This window comes from Clostridia bacterium, from assembly GCA_017438525.1.
Taxonomy (GTDB): Bacteria; Bacillota; Clostridia; order Oscillospirales; family RGIG8002; genus RGIG8002.
Genome location: JAFRVI010000075.1, coordinates 21,091 through 40,943 on the forward strand (window position 1 = coordinate 21,091; position 19,853 = coordinate 40,943).

Annotated in this window: 16 protein-coding genes; 13 read left to right on the top strand and 3 right to left on the bottom strand. The window is 60.6% G+C overall.

Annotated elements, in window-relative coordinates; all coding sequences use genetic code 11:
• Positions 1 to 30: 30 nt before the first annotated feature.
• The 3 genes from IJL83_06820 to IJL83_06830 all read right to left on the bottom strand — a co-directional run bounded on the left by IJL83_06820 (position 31) and on the right by IJL83_06830 (position 4,040).
• A complete protein-coding gene (locus IJL83_06820; GenBank protein ID MBQ6553306.1) occupies positions 31 to 1,287 on the bottom strand; it encodes a histidine--tRNA ligase in 1,257 nt (418 codons plus the stop codon).
• 27 nt (positions 1,288 to 1,314) lie between these two features.
• Positions 1,315 to 3,498: a cadmium-translocating P-type ATPase gene (cadA, locus tag IJL83_06825; GenBank protein ID MBQ6553307.1), complete on the bottom strand. Its 2,184-nt coding sequence runs from the start codon at positions 3,496 to 3,498 to the stop codon at positions 1,315 to 1,317.
• Positions 3,499 to 3,614: 116 nt separating this feature from the next.
• Positions 3,615 to 4,040, bottom strand: a complete 426-nt coding sequence (locus tag IJL83_06830) for a hypothetical protein (protein MBQ6553308.1) — start codon at positions 4,038 to 4,040, stop codon at positions 3,615 to 3,617.
• A gap of 120 nt (positions 4,041 to 4,160) precedes the next feature.
• On the opposite strand from IJL83_06830, the gene IJL83_06835 reads away from it, so the two are divergent.
• The 13 genes from IJL83_06835 to IJL83_06895 all read left to right on the top strand — a co-directional run bounded on the left by IJL83_06835 (position 4,161) and on the right by IJL83_06895 (position 19,802).
• Positions 4,161 to 5,183, top strand: coding sequence for a class I mannose-6-phosphate isomerase (locus IJL83_06835; protein MBQ6553309.1), 1,023 nt, complete (start codon positions 4,161 to 4,163; stop codon positions 5,181 to 5,183).
• A 65-nt stretch (positions 5,184 to 5,248) separates the two neighbouring features.
• Complete coding sequence (locus tag IJL83_06840; GenBank protein ID MBQ6553310.1) at positions 5,249 to 7,666, top strand: N-acetylmuramoyl-L-alanine amidase; 2,418 nt, start codon at positions 5,249 to 5,251, stop codon at positions 7,664 to 7,666.
• Positions 7,667 to 7,672: 6 nt separating this feature from the next.
• Positions 7,673 to 10,717, top strand: coding sequence for a fibronectin type III domain-containing protein (locus IJL83_06845; protein MBQ6553311.1), 3,045 nt, complete (start codon positions 7,673 to 7,675; stop codon positions 10,715 to 10,717).
• A gap of 18 nt (positions 10,718 to 10,735) precedes the next feature.
• A complete protein-coding gene (locus tag IJL83_06850; GenBank protein ID MBQ6553312.1) occupies positions 10,736 to 11,863 on the top strand; it encodes a peptidoglycan bridge formation glycyltransferase FemA/FemB family protein in 1,128 nt (375 codons plus the stop codon).
• A 20-nt stretch (positions 11,864 to 11,883) separates the two neighbouring features.
• Complete coding sequence (locus tag IJL83_06855) at positions 11,884 to 12,978, top strand: alanine racemase (protein ID MBQ6553313.1); 1,095 nt, start codon at positions 11,884 to 11,886, stop codon at positions 12,976 to 12,978.
• Positions 12,971 to 14,284 (top strand): aminotransferase class I/II-fold pyridoxal phosphate-dependent enzyme, encoded by a 1,314-nt coding sequence (locus IJL83_06860; protein ID MBQ6553314.1) that lies wholly within the window; start codon positions 12,971 to 12,973, stop codon positions 14,282 to 14,284. The genes IJL83_06855 and IJL83_06860 overlap by 8 nt, the downstream gene beginning before the upstream one ends.
• Before the next feature lie 4 nt (positions 14,285 to 14,288).
• Entirely contained in the window at positions 14,289 to 15,287 is a 999-nt protein-coding gene (locus IJL83_06865; GenBank protein MBQ6553315.1) for a hypothetical protein, read from the top strand.
• 29 nt (positions 15,288 to 15,316) lie between these two features.
• Positions 15,317 to 16,177 carry a stage 0 sporulation family protein gene (locus tag IJL83_06870; GenBank protein ID MBQ6553316.1) on the top strand — a complete coding sequence of 287 codons (861 nt, stop codon included), beginning with the start codon at positions 15,317 to 15,319 and terminating at the stop codon, positions 16,175 to 16,177.
• Between the two features lie 125 nt (positions 16,178 to 16,302).
• Positions 16,303 to 16,473, top strand: coding sequence for a 4Fe-4S binding protein (locus IJL83_06875; GenBank protein ID MBQ6553317.1), 171 nt, complete (start codon positions 16,303 to 16,305; stop codon positions 16,471 to 16,473).
• Positions 16,474 to 16,620: 147 nt separating this feature from the next.
• Positions 16,621 to 17,331, top strand: coding sequence for a methyltransferase (locus IJL83_06880; protein MBQ6553318.1), 711 nt, complete (start codon positions 16,621 to 16,623; stop codon positions 17,329 to 17,331).
• Between the two features lie 4 nt (positions 17,332 to 17,335).
• Positions 17,336 to 18,166, top strand: a complete 831-nt coding sequence (gene rsmI / locus IJL83_06885; GenBank protein ID MBQ6553319.1) for a 16S rRNA (cytidine(1402)-2'-O)-methyltransferase — start codon at positions 17,336 to 17,338, stop codon at positions 18,164 to 18,166.
• A gap of 9 nt (positions 18,167 to 18,175) precedes the next feature.
• The gene (locus tag IJL83_06890) at positions 18,176 to 18,622 is read left to right on the top strand and encodes an acyl-CoA thioesterase (GenBank protein MBQ6553320.1); all 447 of its coding nucleotides are present in this window, start codon (positions 18,176 to 18,178) and stop codon (positions 18,620 to 18,622) included.
• 13 nt (positions 18,623 to 18,635) lie between these two features.
• On the top strand, positions 18,636 to 19,802 hold the full coding sequence (locus IJL83_06895; protein ID MBQ6553321.1) for an iron-containing alcohol dehydrogenase: 1,167 nt from the start codon (positions 18,636 to 18,638) through the stop codon (positions 19,800 to 19,802).
• Positions 19,803 to 19,853: the final 51 nt, after the last annotated feature.

The window sequence follows — 19,853 nt, forward strand, 5'->3', positions numbered from 1 at the left end:
GTGAAATATCCGTTAATGCCGGGTGAGAGATCAGCGAAAAAAGCCGACGAGGTCGGAAATTTTGATTTCCCGCGTTTCGCCGTCGCTCATGCGCTTGACGCGGCAGACGCCGCTTTCAAGCTCGGAGTCGCCGAGCACGACGGTGTATCCGGCGCGTATCTTGTCGGCGTATTTCATCTGCGCCTTGACGCTTCTGCCGACGGAGTCGTATTCGGCGGCGACGCCCTCGCGCCGCTGCGCGAGCGCGAGGCGGAACGCTTCCTTCTCCGCCTTTTCGCCCATCGAGCCTATGAAGACGCGGCAGCCCTCGGCGGCTTCGGGGAAGAGCCCTTGCTTCTCGAGCAGGAGCAGCATGCGCTCCAGCCCCATGCCGAAGCCGAGCCCGCATATCGGGGAGCCGCCCATCTGCGCGGCGAGCCCGTCGTAGCGGCCTCCGCCGCAGACGGTGCCCTGCGCGCCGATGTCGCTTGAAATGAACTCGAAGACGATGCCGTTGTAATAGTCGAGCCCGCGCACGATGCGGGGATTTACGGCGAAGCCGACGCCGCTTTCGGTCAGCAGCGCCTTGACCTGTTCGAAGTGCTCGCGGCAGTCGCCGCAGAGGTAGTCGGTGATCTTCGGCGCGTTCTCAACGTCGCCGTCGCAGTCGGGATCCTTGCAGTCGAGCACGCGGAGCGGGTTGGTGTTCAGGCGCTCGCGGCAGAGCTTGCAGAGCTTGTCCTCGTGCTTTTTGAAGTATTCGACGAGCGCTTTTCTGTATTCGGCGCGGCATTCCGGGCAGCCGATGGAGTTGATGCTGAGCGAAACGCCCTTCACGCCGAGGCGGCGGATGCACTCGTCGGCGAGCGCGATTATCTCGCAGTCCGCCTTTGGGGTCGCCGCGCCGAAGAACTCGACGCCGAACTGGTGGAATTCGCGCAGACGGCCGGCCTGCGGCTTCTCGTAGCGGAAGCAGGGGATGAGGTAATACGCCTTGACCGGCAGAAGTCCCTTGTCAAGACCGTTTTCGAGCAGGAGGCGCACCGCGCTGGCGGTACCCTCCGGGCGCAGCGTGATGCTTCTGCCGCCCTTGTCCTCGAAGGTATACATCTCCTTCTGCACGATGTCCGTCGTGTCGCCGACGGAGCGGTTGAAAAGCTCGGTGTGCTCGAAGGTCGGGAAGCGTATCTCGGAGAAACCGAAATCCGCCGCCGTCTTCGCGAGCGTGCTTTCGAGCCATTGATTTTTGAAGCTGTTTTCGGGAAGCAGGTCCTGCGTCCCTCTGGGTGCGGTGGTGATAAGCGCCATCGTGTTTCACCTTTCTTTATGTAAAAGTTATTTTTCTTTTTTCGCGTTCGGCTTGAAAAAGCGCAGTCGGAGCGAGTTGCCGACGACGAAGAGCGAACTGACGCTCATCGCGGCGGCAGCCCAGACGGGGGAGAGCTCCCAGCCGAGCAGGGAGGAATACGCTCCCGCCGCGAGCGGTATGCACAGGGCGTTGTAGAAGAGCGCCCAGAAGAAGTTCTGCTTGATGTTGCGCAGCACGGCGCGGCTGAGGCGTATCGCGGTCGGCAGGTCCGCGAGGTCGTCGCGCAGCAGCACTATATCCGAGGAGCGCAGAGCGATATCCGTTCCGGCGCCCATCGAAATGCCGATATCCGCCTTCGCGAGCGCGGGTGCGTCGTTTATGCCGTCGCCCGCCATCGCGGTGATTTCTCCGCTTTCGCGCAGGGCGGTCAGCGCCGCCTCCTTGTCCTCCGGCAACAGGTCGGCGCGCACGTCGTCGATCCCCGCTTTCGCGGCGATGACGGCGGCGGTGTTGGGGTTGTCCCCGGTGAGCATAAGCACTTTTATGCCTTCGCTCTTCAGCTCCGCCACCGCGTCCGCGGAGGTGGGGCGTATCGAATCGGCGGCGGCGATCAGCGCGGCGAGCGCGCCGTCCGCGGCGAAGTAGATGACCGTCTTGCCTTCGGCTTTCAGCGCCTCCGCTTTTTCGGCGGCGGGGGAAATATCTACTCCGTTTTCCTCCATCAGCGCGGCGTTGCCGGCGAGGCAGCGCGCGCCTTCGACTACGCCGGAAACGCCCCTGCCGGTGAAGCTCTCGAAGCCGGATACCTCCGGCAGCCCGAGCCCTTCTGCGTAAGCGCAGACGGCAGAAGCGATCGGATGCTCCGAAAGCTTCTCGAGCGCCGCGGCGGCGGGCAGGGGATCGCCGTCGCCGTAGTTTATGACGTCGGTTACCTCCGGCTTTCCGCCGGTGACGGTGCCGGTCTTGTCCAGCGCGACGGCGGTTATCTTGCCGGTGCGTTCGAGGATTTCGGCGGAGCCGTAGAGTATCGAAAGCTGCGCGCCTCTGCCGGTGCCGACCATGACGGCGACGGGGGCGGCGAGTCCAAGCGCGCAGGGGCAGGAAATGACGAGCACGGATACCGCGTGAAGCAGCGCGGATTCAAATCCGCCGCCGACGAGCATCCATATCGCGAATGTGAGCGCTGCGATACCCATTACTACGGGTACGAAAACGCCGGCGATCTTATCGGCGAGGCGCTGGATCGGCGCCTTCGACGCCGCGGCTTCGGAAACGAGCTTGACTATGCGGGAAAACGACGTGTCCTCGCCGACCTTATCGGCGCGGAAGCGCAGGTATCCGCCATGGTTGACGGAGGCGGAGATTATCGCGTCGCCCGCCTGCTTGAATACGTATTCGCTTTCGCCAGTGACCGCCGACTGATCGAGATACGAGCTCCCTTCGACGACCGTTCCGTCGACGGGCGCGGACATGCCGGGCTTCAGCGCGATCACGTCGCCGACGCGCAGTTCGTCCGCGGGTATCTCGGTTTCTGCTCCGCCGCGGACGACGATCGCCGTTTTCGGAGCCATATCCTCGAGCGCGTCGAGCGCGTCGCCCGTGACGCGCTTGGAACGCGCCTCCAGGTATTTGCCGAGCGTTATCAGCGTCAGTATCATCGCGGCGGAATCGAAGTAATAATGCTCGCCGCCGGTCAGCAGGGAATACAGACTGTAAAGGAAGGACGCCGCGGAGCCGGTCGCGATCAGGGCGTCCATATTCGGCGTGCCGTGAATAAGCGATTTGCCGCCGCCGATGAAGAAGCGGCGGTTTATGACCATCACGGGCACGGTCAGCGCAAGCTGTATCCAGCCGACGACCTTGTGCGTCATAAAGTCCGGCAGCTTCGCGCCGAACATATGCAGCATCATTATCGCCATCAGCGGGATGAGGAACGCGAGAGAAAGGACGAAGCAGCGCCACAGCGTCTTTGGCTCGTCGTTTTTCGGGCGCGGCTTGCCGTCCGCTTTTTCCGCCTTGTAGCCGGCGGCTTTGACGGCGGCGCGGATATCCTTTTCCGAGAGCGCGTTTTCGTCGTATTCGACGACCATCGATGCGCCGAGCAGGTTGACGTCGGCGGAGGAAACGCCGTCAAGCCGTTTGACTGCGCGTTCAACTGCGGCCTGGCAGGCGGCGCAGTGCATTCCGGTAACGTTGAATTTTTCGGTCATAACGATCCACCTCGTGGGGAAAGCGGCACGAGCCGCAGTTTTTTACACATATATTATAACCGAAAAAAATGAAAATTCAACCATTATGTGAAAATAATGGCGTTTCACCGGCGCTTTCAGGCGTATTTTTCGTAGACGGCGCGCAGCTCGGCGAGCTCGCCGTCGGTCAGGCGCTCCGCCGCGAGCGAGTTGAAGTACGCGCGCTCCTCGTCGCTGACTCCGTCGGACGCCATCGCGACAAGTGCCTCAAGCTCCGCCTCCGTTACCTTCGACGAGAAGAGGGTATAGAGCCGCATCTTTTCCGTCGCGTTCATCTTTTCGTAGACGGCGATCATTTGCGAAAACTCCGGCTCCTGCGCCGAAACGGCGGCTTTTCCGCCCTCTTCGCGTCTTGCCGAATAGTAGGGCGAGACCGGCCCCTCCGCGAGCGCCTTCGTCGGGAAGATTATCCCGAAAATCAGCGCGAAAAACAGCAGCGCGATGAGAAACACGACGACGAAAAGCGCCGCGTATTTGACGGTTCCGTTTAACCTTTTTGCCATAAAAAAACCACACCTTTCGGACTTTATAAAAAATACTATGCGGAAGCGCAAAAGATTAAAACAATCGTTGACGAAACCGATATTATGTAGTATAATATAAAATCAGAAAGGAATGATTAAATGGAACTTCTTAAACTCAAACCCGTTTTCAAGGAAATGATATGGGGCGGCGGCAAGCTCGGAACGATCTACGGCAAGCCGATCCCTTCAGACCGCACCGGCGAAAGCTGGGAGGCCGCCGAGCATAAGAACGGCTGCTCCCTCGTCGACGGCGGCAAATACGACGGAATGAAAATAACCGAGGCGCTTTCCGATATGGACGGAATGGGCTCGCTCAACGCGGGCGCGGAAAAATTCCCGCTGCTTATAAAGTTCATCGACGCCAACGACAAGCTCTCCGTGCAGGTGCATCCCGACGACGCCTACGCCGCGGAGCTCGAGCAGGGCGAGCTGGGCAAAACGGAGATGTGGTACATACTCGATGCCGCGCCCGGCGCTAAGCTCATCTACGGGTTCGACCGCGACGTTACCCGCGAGGAGTACGCGGAAGCGATAAAGGAAGGCCGCCTCAACGAGCTGCTCAACGTCGTCGACGCGCGCAAGGGCGACGTCTTCTTCATCCCCGCCGGCAGAGTCCACGCGATATGCGACGGCCTGCTCATCGCGGAGATACAGCAGAACTCCGATACGACTTACCGCCTCTTCGACTGGAACAGAGTCGACAAAAACGGCAACCCGCGCCAGCTTCACATAGAGAAGGGCGTGAAGGTATCCGACGTCGCCTCCAGCAAGGGCAGGGAGTACACGACTCCGCTTGAATACGCGGCCGGGGACGCGGAAATCTCCGTGCTCGCGATGTGCCGCTACTTTGCCGCCGAACGCGTGAGCGTCAGCGGAAAAGCGAAGTTTGAATGCGGCTCCGGCAGCTTCAGCATCTTCACCGTCCTCGAGGGCGAAGGCGGGATCGCCGGCAGCGCCGCGAAGGCGGGCGACAGCTTCATTATGCCCGCGGGCTTCGGCGGATACGCCGTCACCGGCGAAATAACCTACATCAGATCCTACGTTCCCGATCTCGCGGAGGAGCGCGCGCGGCTCGAAGCCGCCGGCTTCACCTCGGAACAGATCGACGGAGTCATTAAATAACGGTCAACGTTTCGGCCGCGAACCCCGCGCAAGCGGGCGAAATGCAGAAAAGCAAAGGAAAGCGTATGAAAAAGCTTGTATCGTTCATTTTGATATTCGCGTTCGCTGCGGCGCTGATACCGGCGGCGACGGCTTCGGCGTACCATAACTTCGTCGAAACCGCGCACGTCGATCCGACCTGCACCGAGGACGGCTACGTCGACTACGTATGCGCCGGCGGCTTCGTCGTCGAGGACCCGCTTATGATCCTGGGCGACATCGTGCTGACCGCGGAGGATCTTTACGCCTATTCCGAGCCGCAGATTCCGAATATGCGCCTGACCTGCACGATCGAGGAGCTTATAAACTACTACCTGACGATCGGCGCGAAGTATCACCTTCGCGGCGACCTTGCGTACCTGCAGGCGATAAAGGAAACCGGATGGTTCAAGTTCAACCGCCCGCAGAGCTACCTCGCGCCGGACGGCGAAGGCGGCTGGGTGCGCGTATACGAGCCGCGTCCGGAGGGACTTTACGCCGTGCCGACGGATAACAACTTCTGCGGACTCGGCATTACCGGCAAGCTCGGCGACGAGGCGAGCTTATGCCGTTTCGCGACCGCGGAGCTGGGCGTTACCGCGCATATCCAGCACATTTACGCTTACGCGACCGCCGCCGCGCTTCCGGAAGGGGAAGAGATCGTCGATCCGCGTTTCTACTATATGGAGCACGGCAGCAAGCCGTCCTGGATAGAACTCGGCACGAACGACTGGACAAGCGATCCCGATTACGGCGGTTCGATCATTGCGGCATACACCAAGGCGCTCACGAAGACCGCGCACGGCGAAGACTGCGGCGAAACGAAGCACGAAGTACTGCCTGCGACGGGACACGACTGGGGAGAGTGGATGGTAACCGTTCCCGCCGGCGAGGAAACGCCCGGCAGCAAGGAACGCGTCTGCGCGACCTGCGGCGAGAAGGAGACCGTTGAGATCCCTCCGACGACGGAGCATACGTGGACGGAATGGCGCGTGACCGTTCCGGCGACTCACACGACCGCCGGCGAAGAAACGCGCGTCTGCCCGCATTGCATGAAGCGCGAAACGCGCGCCGTCGAAGCAGTACCCGAACGCTGGGGCGACTTTGACCGCGACGGCGTGACGACGGTTTCGGACGCGCTCGGAGTTCTGCGCGGCGCGGCGAAGCTCGCGGAAGTGTCCGGCGCGCAGTTCATTCTTTCCGACGTCGATCGCGACTGTAAGATTACGGTCGCGGACGCGCTGACAGTCCTGCGCGAAGCGGCGCGGATCGAAGCCGTGCCGCAGCGCGAATACCCGACCGGCAGGGCGGCGACGCTGAAAAACACCCGCAACGAAACGTTTAAACCGACCCCGAACGACAGCGACACGAGCTATCCTCAATATTTCTGGCTGCCGGGAGGCACCACGGATTACATAACCGGCGAATCTATATGCTCGAGCGACAATACGCTGAGCTATTTCACCCTGCGCGGCGGCCACCGCGTTTATCAGAAGGATTCGGAGGTAAAGAACGGCGTCAGCATCCTCACGAACGAGCTGCTTGCCGCCGAGCTGAAGAGCGAGGGCAAATACACTTATTTCACCGTCGCGACGACGCAGAAGACGCCATTCAAGGTCGTCGTTCACGGGCTCTACTCCGGCGACACGGCCGCGACCGACGCGTACTGCTCGAACTTCACCTCCGTCAGCGTGACGTTCAGCGACGCGGCGGGCGCTCCTGCCGTCAGCGCGGACGCGAACCCGCTTTTCTCCGCCGCTTCGGTCGCGGAGGCGGACGGGGCGGTGAAATATACCTTCACGCTGAAGCGCAAGGGGATGTTCTGCGGCTTCAACTCTTACTACGACGCGAGCGGCAACCTCGTTCTGCGTTTCCATAACCCGATAGACGCCTCAAACGGCCGCCTTGACGGCGCGGTCATCTGCCTCGACGCCGGACACGGCGGTTACGACACCGGCGCGAGCGGCAACGGACTGAGCGAGGCCGAAGAAAACGTCAAGGTCGCCAAGGCGCTCCGCACGAAGCTTCAGGCGCTCGGCGCGACGGTCTATATAACCCGCGAGGAACAGTTTTACTTCACCGACGGCGTGCGCGTCAACAAAGACACCGAGCGCGTGCACCGTCTCGAGCTGATCTCTTCCTACGATCCCGACCTGCTCATAAGCGTACACCACAACTACTATGAGAACACCTCCGCAAACGGCACCGAGGCGCTGTATTTCTACGGCTTCAATCAGGCGCTGGCGCAGAAGGTGAGCGACGCTATGCACGACGTCAGCGGGATGAAGAACCGCGGAGGCAAGTATCATAACGTCTTCGTCTACCGCAACCACGATTTCATGTCGATACTGCTCGAATGCGGATTCCTGTCAAATAAGAACGACGCCGCGTGGCTCAAGGCGTCAGGCAACACCGACAAGCTGGCGAACGCCGTCGCGAACGCTGTCGTAGAGTATTTCAGGTAAAGGATTATGAAAAGCAAGGTTCTCAAAAAAACAATATCGTTTCTAATGTCCCTGCTGCTTTTCGCGGGTTGCTTCGCATTGCCCGCGTATGCGGACGGGGAAACGAACGGCTGGAGCATCGCCGAAACCGACTACGCGGGCGGAACGCTGACCGTGGAAACGTGGTCGCTTTCGGCAGGCGAAATGACGCTCACGCTTGACGGCGCCGCCGTTTCCGGAGGCGCGGTCACGCAGTCGGAGGGCTACTACCGCCGTGCGTTCACCGTCGATACCACCGCTTACACTGACGGGGAAAAGACTTTCGTCTTCTCGGTAGGCGGAGAGCAGGCGGCACAGAAGACTGTCCGCTTCGACAACACCGCTCCGTATATCAGAAGCTGGGAAGCCATCGACGCCCTCGGCCGCAAATACACGGCTTACGATATGGAGATATATCCCGACGATATCATCGTCCTGAGCGACGGCCAGACCATAGATATAACATTTAACCCGACGGACGACGGCTGCGGCGTCGCGTCGGTCACCGCCGTGCTTGACGGGCGGGACATTACCCCTCCGTACGAGCTGGAATACGACTTCATCACCGGCGGCTACCACAATATGAGCTATACGCTGACGGATAACCTCGGCAACAGCGCGACGAGCAGTCTGCGCTTCGAGGTGCGCAAGCCGGCGCCGGCGTATTCGAATATGAAAGTATCGGCCGTGGACGGCGGCTACCGCCTTTCCGCCAAGCTGACCGGCTCGTTTACCCGTTATGAAGCAAAGTTCTGCCTCGCGGAGATCTTGAAAGCGTCTGCAAGCGAGAACGTGACACACGCTGATATCTCCGCCGAAGTCCCCGCGGGTGAACGCCCGATCAGAGCGGAAAAAGACGGAGGGTTTCTTACCCGTACCGAGACAGGCGGCGAGATTTACCAGACCTTCGGTATCGACGTTTCCGGCAAGAACGGAAAGGTCTGCGCCGATTTCACCGGAGAAGCCGCGGTCGGCGACAGAATCGAGATGAGTATTTTCAACGGCGTTTCGGGCGAATGGGAAGTCTTCAAAACCAAGACCAGCTTTACCGGAGAGGTGAGCTTCAACCTCGGCAAAAACGGAGTGACCATCGCGGACTACGCCTCCGGCGGCGTGATGAAGATTCGCTTCCGCGTCGTTTCCGACAGCGCAGTGAAGTATCTGAAGACGACGTCCTTCGTGCCGAGCGTCCGCTTTAATTCGCAGATAGGCGATACGCAGTCCGGGCTGAAAAACAGCACCGCGGCGGTCGTTTATACAGGCAACGTTACGTCCTCGCTCGGCTGGTACATCTACGGTACCGCCGACCTTTACAACTCATATTCGCCGACGAGACCGTTTGAGATTCCCGTAGACAATTCCGCCGCGCTGGAGCAGTTCAACGCTACCTTCGTGGGCGATTCCGCCACGCGCGTTTCGCTGACGTGGCAGTCCGCGTCGGATATGAAGACCCACGTGCAGCTGCTGCCTTACGGAAGGATCTATCCCGATTTCAACTCTAATGATACGAAAAACTACACCGGCAGCACGACTTTCAGCGAAGAGACCGGCAAATATATCCATAAGCTGCGTATTACCGGTCTGAAAGCCGGCACTCGCTACTGGCTGCGCTACGGCGATAAGAATCAGGGCGTATGGTCGCGTCCGTGCGTGATCGAGACCGCCTCCGCCGACGAGACCTTCGCCTTCGCTGCCGTCGCGCCGGGCGGAAGCGAAAGCGCGACGGACGCCGCATGGAACGCGGCGTACTGGTCGGCCGCGCCGTCCTTCCTGCTGACTGCCGGCGGCGAAGCGTCCGGAGAGGCGGCGTGGAAGGAATACTTTTCAACGATGTCCGGCGTTTTCAATAACGTCCGCTGTGTTCCCGCCGCCGGCGCTTCCGACAGTGCCGTCTGGTGGACGAAGTACAACCTTTCCGAGCAGACCGGCGCGGGTCACGCGAACGGCATCTACTACTCGTTCGTATACAAAAACGCGCTTTTTATCGTCCTTAATTCCAACGACGTCGACGCTGAAGGCAAACTGAATTCAAAGCAGCTCCGCTGGCTTGAAACCACTCTTAAAGCCGGCGTTTCCGACTGGAATTTCCTGCTGTTGAACACTCAGCTTACCGGCGGCTCATCCGGCTCCGCGCTCGCCGCGCAGCTCGTTCCGCTCGCGGAGCAATACAATGTCGACGCCGTGTTCAGTTCGGGCGGTGCCGCCGTTTCCTGCGAAACGGGCAATGAAACGGTAACGCTCGACGGCGTCGATTACTTCGCCGCCGCGGGCGTCGCTTATGTGAATCTCGCCTCCGCCGCGCAGGGGATGGCAACGGTGAGCATAGACGGCTGCAAGCTGCGGCTGAACTACGGCGAAACCGCGCTCGACCTTTTCTCCGCGTCGCGCTTCGAACGCGTCGACGCGCGCATAGCCGCGCTTCCCGCGGCGGAAAATATAACGCTCGCGAACGCCGCGGAGATCGGCGCGATTCGCGAGGCGTACGACGCGCTCGATCCGGATCTGCGCGAGCGCTTCGTGACCGACCTCGCAACTCTCGAAGCCGCGGAAGCGGCTCTCGCGGCAATCATCGCGGCGATACCTCCGGTGATCACGGTAAGCGGCTCGATACCGAAAAAGGCGGCCCTCGGCAGCGTTTTCACTCCGCCCGCCGCATCGGCGACGGATAATCCGGACGGCGAGATAGCCGTTACCGTGAGCGTAATCGATCCGGACGGCGCGGAGGCGCTCTCCGGCGGCTCGGCGACTTTCGATAAATACGGCGTTTACGCCGTAACGTATACCGCCGTCGACTCGGACGGCAACGAAACGAGCGTTTCTTACCGCATAACCGTGCGCGAATACACGCGCTTCGATATGAACAACGACGGCTTCGTGACCGTCAGCGACGCGCTCATGGCGCTTCGCATAGCGGCGAAACTCGTTACCGCCGACACGCTCGATATCGCGGCGGGCGACGCGGACGGCGACGGCGTGATCACCGTCTCGGACGCGCTTCAGATACTCCGCGCGGCTATCGGCCTGAGCGACTGACAAAGGGAGACAAACGTAATGGAAATACTCAAACCGGAGAATTACGCTGAATTCGAGAAGTTCAACAGAAGCCACCCGCGCGGACACTTTATGCAGTCCGCGGAGTGGGCGGCGCTCAAAAACGACTGGAAGCGCGAGGTCGTCGTCACACGCAACGGCGACGGAAGCATACGCGGAGGAATATCCATCCTCGTGCGCAAGATACCCATGACGCCGTATACGCTCATGTACGCGCCGCGCGGCCCGATTTTTGACGAGGGCGACTCGGCGGCGTTCACGGATATAGTCAACGGCGCGCGCCGTCTTGCCAAACAGCACCGCAGCGTCTGCCTGCGTATGGACCCCGACATCCGCGCCGGTTACGAGCCCTTCAAAAAGGCGCTCGAATCAATGAAGCTGAAGGTCAAGGGCGGCAAGAACTTCGAGACCACCCAGCCGCGCTTCGTCTACCGCATGGATATCAAGGGCAAGACGGAAGACGAGGTCATGGCGAATTTCACCTCAAAAACGCGCTATAACGTGCGCGTCGCCATCAAAAACGGAGTGGAAACGCGCGTTGTCAACGGCGATCCCGAAGCGATCGCGCAGTTCCACGCGCTGATGAAGGTAACCGGCGAGCGCGACGGCTTCATCTGCCGCTCAAAGGAATACTTCGAGCGCCTGCTCAAATCGCTCGGCGAGGACGCCCGCCTTTACGCCGCCTACTACAACGGCGAAATGATTGCCGGCACGCTCGCGATAAGATACGCCGACAAGGTCTGGTATCTCTACGGCGCCTCCTCCAATAAAGAGCGCAACAGGATGCCGAACTACCTGCTGCAGTGGGATATGATACGCTGGGCGATCGAGAGCGGCGTTTCCGTCTACGATTTCCGCGGCGTCTCGGGCGATATGGACGAGAGCAACCCGCTTTACGGGCTTTACAGATTCAAGCGCGGCTTCAACGGCGAGCTGGTCGAATTCGTCGGCGAGATCGACGCGGTGTTCAAACGCTTCGGCTATTCCTTCACCGAGTTCGGCACGCGCACCTTCAAGCATCTGCGCAAGCGCCGCTTCCTCGCGAAGACGAAGGATAAGCGCCACAGCGTTCCCGCGCCACAGCACAAAGAAGAAAAGCGGGAAGGTGGAGCCGAAAAGGCGGAGTGATTTCGCCGGGAGGAGCAGAAATGGGAGCAAGATTGATTGTCGAAAAGGACGCCCTTATAAGAAACTACCTCAAGCTGCGCGAAACGTGCGGCGTTGAGGTCATACCCGTGCTGAAGTCGAACGCCTACGGGCTCGGTCTGCTTCAGGCGGCGGGCATATACGTCGAGCTCGGCGCGAAGCGCATCGCCGTCAGCAGAGTGGGGGAGGCGGAGCTGCTTTCCAACTACGGATGCGAAGCGGAGCTTATACTGCTTTCGTCCAGCGATCTGCGCTCGGATATCGAACGCGCGGTCGCCACCGGCGCGACGCTTGCCGCCGGCAGTATGCTTTCACTCAAGCTCATCAACGAGGTCGGCGACAAAGCCGGCAAAAAGGTGAAAGTGCATCTGCTCATAGACACCGGATTCAGCCATTCCGGTCTGCGCGACTTCGAATACGAGCGCGCCGCGAATATGCTTCCCACGCTGCGTTACGTCAACGTCGCCGGCATCTTCACGCAGTTTACCGAGAGCCACGCCGAAAAGCCGCTTTTCACGGAGCTTCAGAACGAGCGCTTCGAGAACGCCGTCAAGTTCTTCTCAAAGAACGTCGGCACGAAGCTGCTCGTCCACGCGGCGAATTCCTGCGCCGCGGTGAAATACCCCGAAACGCGCTACGACGCGGTGCGCATCGGCTCCGGTCTGCTCGGAAGGATGCCCGCCGGCTTCGACGCGGGTCTGACGAAGATCGGCCGCCTCGAATGCGACGTCGCCGAGGTGAAACTCATAGAAAAAGGTCAATACGTCGGCTACAGCCGGCAGTTCAAGACAAAGCGCAAGACCAAGCTCGCGCTGCTGCATATCGGTATGTCCGACGGGCTCGCCGAGGGCAAGCTGCCTTACGGCAGGAAGCGCATTTCAAAGCTGAAGGACGCCGTAAAAGGGCTTTTCAGAGCGTTTGACGACGACAGGATCTTCGGCCGGGTGAACGGCAAAAAGGTCCCCGTCGTCGGCAAGATCTCACAGCACTGCCTCGCGCTCGACGTGACCGACGTTGAATGCGAGGTCGGCGACGTAGTGCGTTTCAGCGCGAACCCGCTGTTCGTTCCCGCCGGCGTGGAGAGAAAATATGTCTGAGCTTGAGCGCGTGATAAGAGAACACGCGGAGGGCTCGTTCGCCTCGTTCCATATGCCCGGCCACAAGGGCAGAAGGCCGGACGGCGTCCTGCCGTACGAGCTTTACGGCTTCGACGTGACCGAGCTACCGTTTTCCGACGAGCTTTTCGAGGCGGACGGCGCGATCGCGCAGCTCGAAGCGGACGCCTCGCGGCTTTTCGGCAGCGGCGCGACGCTGATCTCGCCCTTCGGCGCGACCTCGTGCATACAGGTTATGACTGCGATCGCCGCCGCGAAGGGCAAGCTGCTTATCCCGCGAAACAGCCACTATTCCGTTTTCAACGCCGTCGGACTCTGCGGCGCGGAAGCGGTGCTGCTCACGCCCGAGCCGAGCGGCGCGACGCCGGCGGGCGTCGTTTCGCCCGAAGCGGCCGAAGCGGCGTTCAAGGCGGACGGCGGCATTTCCGCCCTGTTTCTGACCTCTGTCGATTATTACGGATACATCGCGGACGTCGCGGCGTTCGCGGAGATATGCCGTAAACATAACAAGCTTTTGCTGGTCGACAATTCCCACGGCGCGCACCTTCGCTTCGTCGAAGGGTTCAGGCACCCGCTTGAATGCGGCGCGGATATCGTCACCGATTCGATACATAAAACGCTGCCGGCGATGACCGGCTCCGCGCTGCTACATTTTGCCGATCCCGCGCTCGCCGCGGAGGGCAAAAAACTGATGAAGCGCTTTTGCTCGTCAAGTCCGTCATACCCGATAATGCTCTCGATCGCCGCGGCGCTCGAATGGGCGAAGGACGAGGGCGAAAAGGCGTATAACACGCTCGCGGAGCGGCTCGGGCGGCTGAAAAAGGATATTGAAGACTACGGTTACTCCGTAACGCGCGGCGAGCCGTGCCGCCTTTACGTGACCGGCGGAAGCACGGGCCTTTCCGGCGCGGAAATATCCTCGCGCCTTGCGCGGTTCGGCTGCGTGCCGGAGTTCGCCGACGAAAGCGGCGCGCTGCTTATGTTCTCCCCGATGAACACGGAGGAGGAGCTTTCGCGGCTGACCGGAGTTTTCATCGGCGCGGAAAGGAAAAACGCGGTATTGCCAAAGCCGGCGCGGCGTGATATAATACCCCGCAGGGCGATGAGCGTCGCGGAAGCTTTCCGAGCTGAATGCGAGTGCGTTCCCGCCGCAGAAAGCGCAGGCAGGATCGCCGCCGAATGCGTCGGCGTCTACCCGCCGGGACTTCCCGCGGTGATAACCGGCGAATATATCGAAACGCTCCCGGAGGGGCTGAATATGAAACGAATCCTCGTGGTAAAGGAATAGCGGTATGCGGCTTGATCTGACTGAACTGAAAGGGAATAAGGCGCTGCTTTCCGCGTTTTCATCCGCGGTGACGGCGGGAGCCGTGCCGCACACGTGGATAATCGAGGGGCCGGACGGCTCCGGCAGACATACCTTCGCGTCGCTTTTCTGCCGCGTGATGATGTGCGAGGGCGAAACGCGCCCCTGCGGCGTCTGCGGCAACTGCAAACGCGCCGCGGCGGGACACGTCGACGTGCATTATATCGTTCCGCTGAAAAGCGAGAACAAGACCGTCGGCGTCAGCGAGATCCGCGCTTTGCGCGAGGAGGTCTACGTCAACCCCACGAGCGCGAGGTGCAAGGTGTATATCGTCGAGGATGCCGAGGCGGTGACTCCGCAGGGGCAGAACGCCCTGCTGAAACTCGCCGAGGAGCCGCCCGATGACGTATATTTCCTGCTGCTGACACATAACCGCCACGGCCTGCTGCCTACGCTCGTTTCCCGCGCCGTCTGCTACTCGATGGAGCCGCTTTCGGAAGCGGACGCGAGAGCGGCGCTGGGCAAGGTGAGGGGTGCCGACGACGCGAAGATAGAGACGGCGATCCGCCTTTCCGGCGGCTTCGTCGGAGCCGCAAAAAGCTTTCTGAAGGGCGAAACGCTCGCCGCCGGCATAACCGCGGCGGAGAAGTTCCTGGGCGCGCTCGCCGCGGGCGACGAATACGCGCTGATGATGACCTTCTCATCGCTTCCCGACAGCCGCGACAAAGCCCGCAGTCTGCTGACGGCGATCGCGGCGGCGGTCGCGGAAACGGTGCGCGTCAAGGCGGGCGCGCCGGACGCGTCTAAGCTGCCTATCGAAGCGGCGGAGCGCAAAGCCGCTTCGGCGGTAGGATACCGGACGCTGATCAACGTGTACGAATCCGTTACGGCGGCGGAAAACGATATTTCCGCCTTCGTCAACGTCAACGCGGCCGTGACCGAGCTGACCGTAAAGGTCGCCGCGGCGCGCCGTGAGAATAAATGAATAACGCTCGGTGAGCGAGAGGTGATATTATGACAGAAGTAGTAGGCATAAAGTTCAAGGAAGGCGGAAATATGTACTATTTCGCCCCAAACGGACTTAAACTTTCTCTGGGCGAAAACGCCGTCGTCGAGACCGCCCGCGGACTCGAATACGGTTCCGTCGTCCTCGCCAACAAGATGCTGGACGACTCCGAGATCGTTTCTCCGCTGAAAAATGTCGTCCGCAAGGCGACGAAGGCGGACGACGAGGTCTACGAGAAGAATAAGGAAAAAGAAAAAGAAGCGCTCCGCATCTGCGAGAAGAAGGTCGCGGAGCACGGGCTCGAAATGCAGCTTGTCGACGTCGAATACACCTTCGACCGCGGCAAGATACTGTTCTACTTCACCGCGGACGGCAGAGTCGACTTCCGCGAGCTCGTAAAAGACCTCGCGGCGACCTTCCGCACGAGGATCGAGCTGCGCCAGATCGGCGTGCGCGACGAGGCGAAGATGATCGGCGGGCTCGGCATCTGCGGCAGACCCTTCTGCTGCTGCGCGTTCCTGGACGATTTCAAGCCGGTCTCCGTCAAGATGGCGAAGGAGCAGAACATGAGCTTGAATCCCGGCAAGATCTCCGGCACCTGCGGCCGCCTTATGTGCTGCCTGAAATACGAGGAGGAGGCCTACCGCTCGCTCTGGAAAATGACTCCCAAGGTCGGCGCGCAGGTCAGAACTCCGGACGGAAAGGGCACCGTCACCGAGGTCTCGCTGCTCCGCGGCGACCTGAAGGTCACGCTCGATAAAGCGCCCGAGAGCGTCAGAAGCTACAAGCGCGACGAAGTCAAGCTCCTGAAGGACGGCGACATCAAGGTCGACAAGAAGGAAATGGACGATCTGAAGGACCTCGAGTAGCCGTTTGCCGCGCGAAATACGCGCCGCGGACGCCTTTGCGCCGCGATTTTCGGCGGTTTTTTGAAAAAAAGTGTTGCATATTTCAGAATATGTGCTAAAATGTTACTCAAACGGAGGTGTTATGAATGGCTTATTTTATCGGTGAAGAGTGCATCGCCTGCGGTTCCTGCGAGGCGGAATGCCCCAATTCCTGCATTTCTATGGGCGACGACAGATACGTGATCGACGCCGAACAGTGCATCGAGTGCGGCGCTTGCGCGTCCGTGTGCCCGGTGGATGCTCCGAAGCAGCAGTGATCTGCGCGCTTTGAGCTGAAAAATCGTACGCAACAGGGTGCGAGGCTGAAACGGAAAACGGAGATATCCGAGTCTGTTTTGTGCCGTGCGCCCTATTGTTGTATATAGACGGTATTTGCCGGCCGCGCGGCCGGCCTTGAGGTGCTTATGAAGGAAACGGTCGATCTCGGCGGCGGTTACACGCTCTTTCAGCCGAAGGGGGTATATCCCTGCGGCACCGACGCGGTGCTGCTCGCCGCCTTCGCCGCGGAACGCGGAGAAGGCAGCCGTTTCTGCGACCTCTGCTCCGGCAGCGGAGTAATCCCCGTGCTCGTATGCAAACGCAGACCGGAGGTATCCTTCGCCGCCGTGGAAATATCCGGAACCGCCTGTGAAGCCGCAGTAAAAAACGCTTCCGTCAACGGCTTCGGCGGCAGGATAAACGTGATAAACGGCGACGTCGGACGGGTTGACAAGCTGCTTGAAAAGGCGACTTTCGACTGCGTCACCGTCAACCCACCGTATATGAAGGCGGGCGGCGGCAAAGCGCCGTCGGACAGGATGACCGAGATAGCCGTTCGCGAGACGCTCTGCACCGCGGCTGACGTCGTGAAGGCGGCGGCGTTTCTGCTCCGCGACGGCGGCAGTCTGTTCATCGTCCACCGCGCCGAACGCAGAGAAGAGATACTCGCGCTGATGCGCGAAAACGGCCTCTGCCCGAAGCTGATCCGTCCTATCGTGCACGAGCGCGGCGCGAAGGCGAAAACGTTCCTCGCGCAGGCGGTAAAGGGCGCCTCCGGCGAAGCGCAGGAGCGCCCGTTCATACTTTACGAAAACGGCGCGTACACCGCGGAAGCGGCGCGCGTCTACGGAGAGTGAAGCTATGGTTTTTGAAAAAGGCACGCTCTATATAGTCGGAACGCCGATAGGCAATCTTTCCGACCTTTCGCCCCGCGCGGTCGAGGTCTTCGAGAACGCCGACTTCATCGCGGCGGAGGACACCCGCGTGACGATGAAGCTGCTTAACAGCGTCGGCGTGAAAAAGCCGCTCGTCAGCTATTACGAACACAACGAAGCGACCCGCTCCGGCGAGATCGTCGAGCGGCTGAAGGCGGGGGAGATATGCGCCCTCGTCAGCGACGCGGGAATGCCGCTGATTTCCGATCCGGGCGGCGAAATCGTCGCGCTCTGCGTGAAAGAGGACGTTCCCGTCTGCGTAGTCCCCGGGCCGAGCGCCGTGATTTCCGCGCTCGCGGTCAGCGGGCTTGAAACGGGCAGGTTCGCCTTCGAGGGCTTCCTCTCGGTCAACGCCAAGCGCCGCAGGGAGCATCTGGACGAGGTGAAAAACGACCGCCGCACGCTCGTGTTTTACGAAGCGCCGCACAAGCTCCGCCGCACGCTCGCGGATATGCTGGAGGTGTTCGGCGACCGCCGCGTCGCGCTCTGCCGCGAGCTGACGAAGCTGCACGAAGAAACGCTGCGCACGACGCTTTCGGAGGCGTGCGCTTACTTTGAAGAAACCCCGCCGCGCGGCGAGTTCGTGCTCGTCGTCGAGGGCGCGAAGGAGCAGGCGGAGCCGGACTCCGCCGACGCGGAAGCGGTAATGCGCGAACTGCTCGCCTCCGGAATGAGCCGCAGCGCCGCGGCTAAGGAGACGGCGAAGCGCACGGGGCTTTCGCGCGGCGAAGCGTACAAGCTCTGCGCCGGCGAATAGGAGGCATATATGCTCGTTTACAAACGTAAAGCGCACTATCACGAAGTCGACAAAATGGGCGTCGTCCACCACTCCAACTACGTCAAGTGGATGGAAGAGGCGCGCATAGAGGCCGTCGCGGAATTCGGGATCAGCTTCAAGGAGGCCGAGGAGAACGGCATTCTGTCGCCCATCGTCAATATTTCCGTCGACTACAAACGCCCCGTCGCGTTCGGCGACGAGGTCGAGATCCGCGTTACGATCCTGAAATACAACGGCGCGGTCATGGAGCTCGGCTACGAGTTTTACAACCTGACGGCCGGCTGCCTCTGCACCGTGGCGACGTCGCGCAACTGCTTCGTCGTCGGCGGGCGCGTGACGTCGCTGAAAAAGGCGGCGCCGGAGGCGGACGCGAAGCTTCGCGCGATCTACGAAGCGCAGCAAACTCAGGCCGCGTCTGAACGCGGCGGCGACTAAAAGGAGGTCAACTATGCTCAATTACGTCCACAGTATCCCCACAAAGCTTTACTTCGGAAAGGGGCAGATCAGCCGCCTCGACGGTATCCTCCGTCAGTTCGGCAGCAAAGTCCTGCTTACCTACGGCGGCGGCTCGATAAAGAAGATCGGGCTTTACGACGAGGTGACGCGTATCCTAAACGACGGCGGCTTCACCGTGACCGAGCTCGCCGGCATCGAGCCGAATCCGCGGATCGAATCGGTCGAGGAGGGTGTCCGTCTCTGCAAGGAGAACGATATCGACGTCATCCTCGCGGTCGGCGGCGGCAGCACCATCGACTGCTCGAAAGCCATCGCGGCCGGCGTCTTCTACGAGGGTGACCTCTGGCAGATGGTCGCTTCGCGCCACGGCGCGCTGAAGGCGCTTCCGCTCGTGGATATCCTCACGCTCAGCGCCACCGGCTCGGAGTTCGACGGCGGCGGAGTCATCACGAATCTTAAAACGAACGAGAAGCTCGGCAATATGTATACCTATCCCGCCGCGTCCATCTGCGACCCGACCTACACCTTCTCGGTGTCGAAGTATCAGACCGCCGCGGGAACCGCCGACATAATGAGCCACATCTTCGAGGGCTACTTCTCGCGTACGGAGGACAGCGACCTTTCCGACTGCATCGCGGAGGGCGTTCTGAAGACCGCGATAAAATACCTTCCCGTCGCGCTCGCGGAGCCGGATAACTACACCGCGCGCGCCAACCTGATGGCGATAGCGTCCGTCGCCTGCTCGGGCATTCCAGAGTACGGCAAGCAGGATACCGGCTGGCCGTGCCATTCGATGGAGCACGAGCTTTCCGCGTTCTACGACATCACCCACGGCGTCGGGCTCGCGATACTGACTCCGCGCTGGATGCGCTTCATACTGAAAAAGGACCCCTCCTGCGCGTGGAGGTTCGTCAGATTCGCAAAGAACGTCTGGGGCATCGACGGTGAGGATGAGCTTTCTCTCGCGAACGCGGGAATCGACAAGCTCGAGAGCTTCTTCAAAGAGTCGGGCATCCCGATGACGCTCCGCGAACTGAACATTGACGAAGAGCACTTTGAAGAGATGGCGGCGCACGCGAATTTCGGCGGCTACCTCAAAAACGCCTTCGTCGCGCTCACGAACGAAGATATTGTCGAGATATACAGAGCGTGCCTCTGACGATCAAAGGGGAGTGTAATTACGGCTCTTTCGGAAAAAACGAAAAAATAT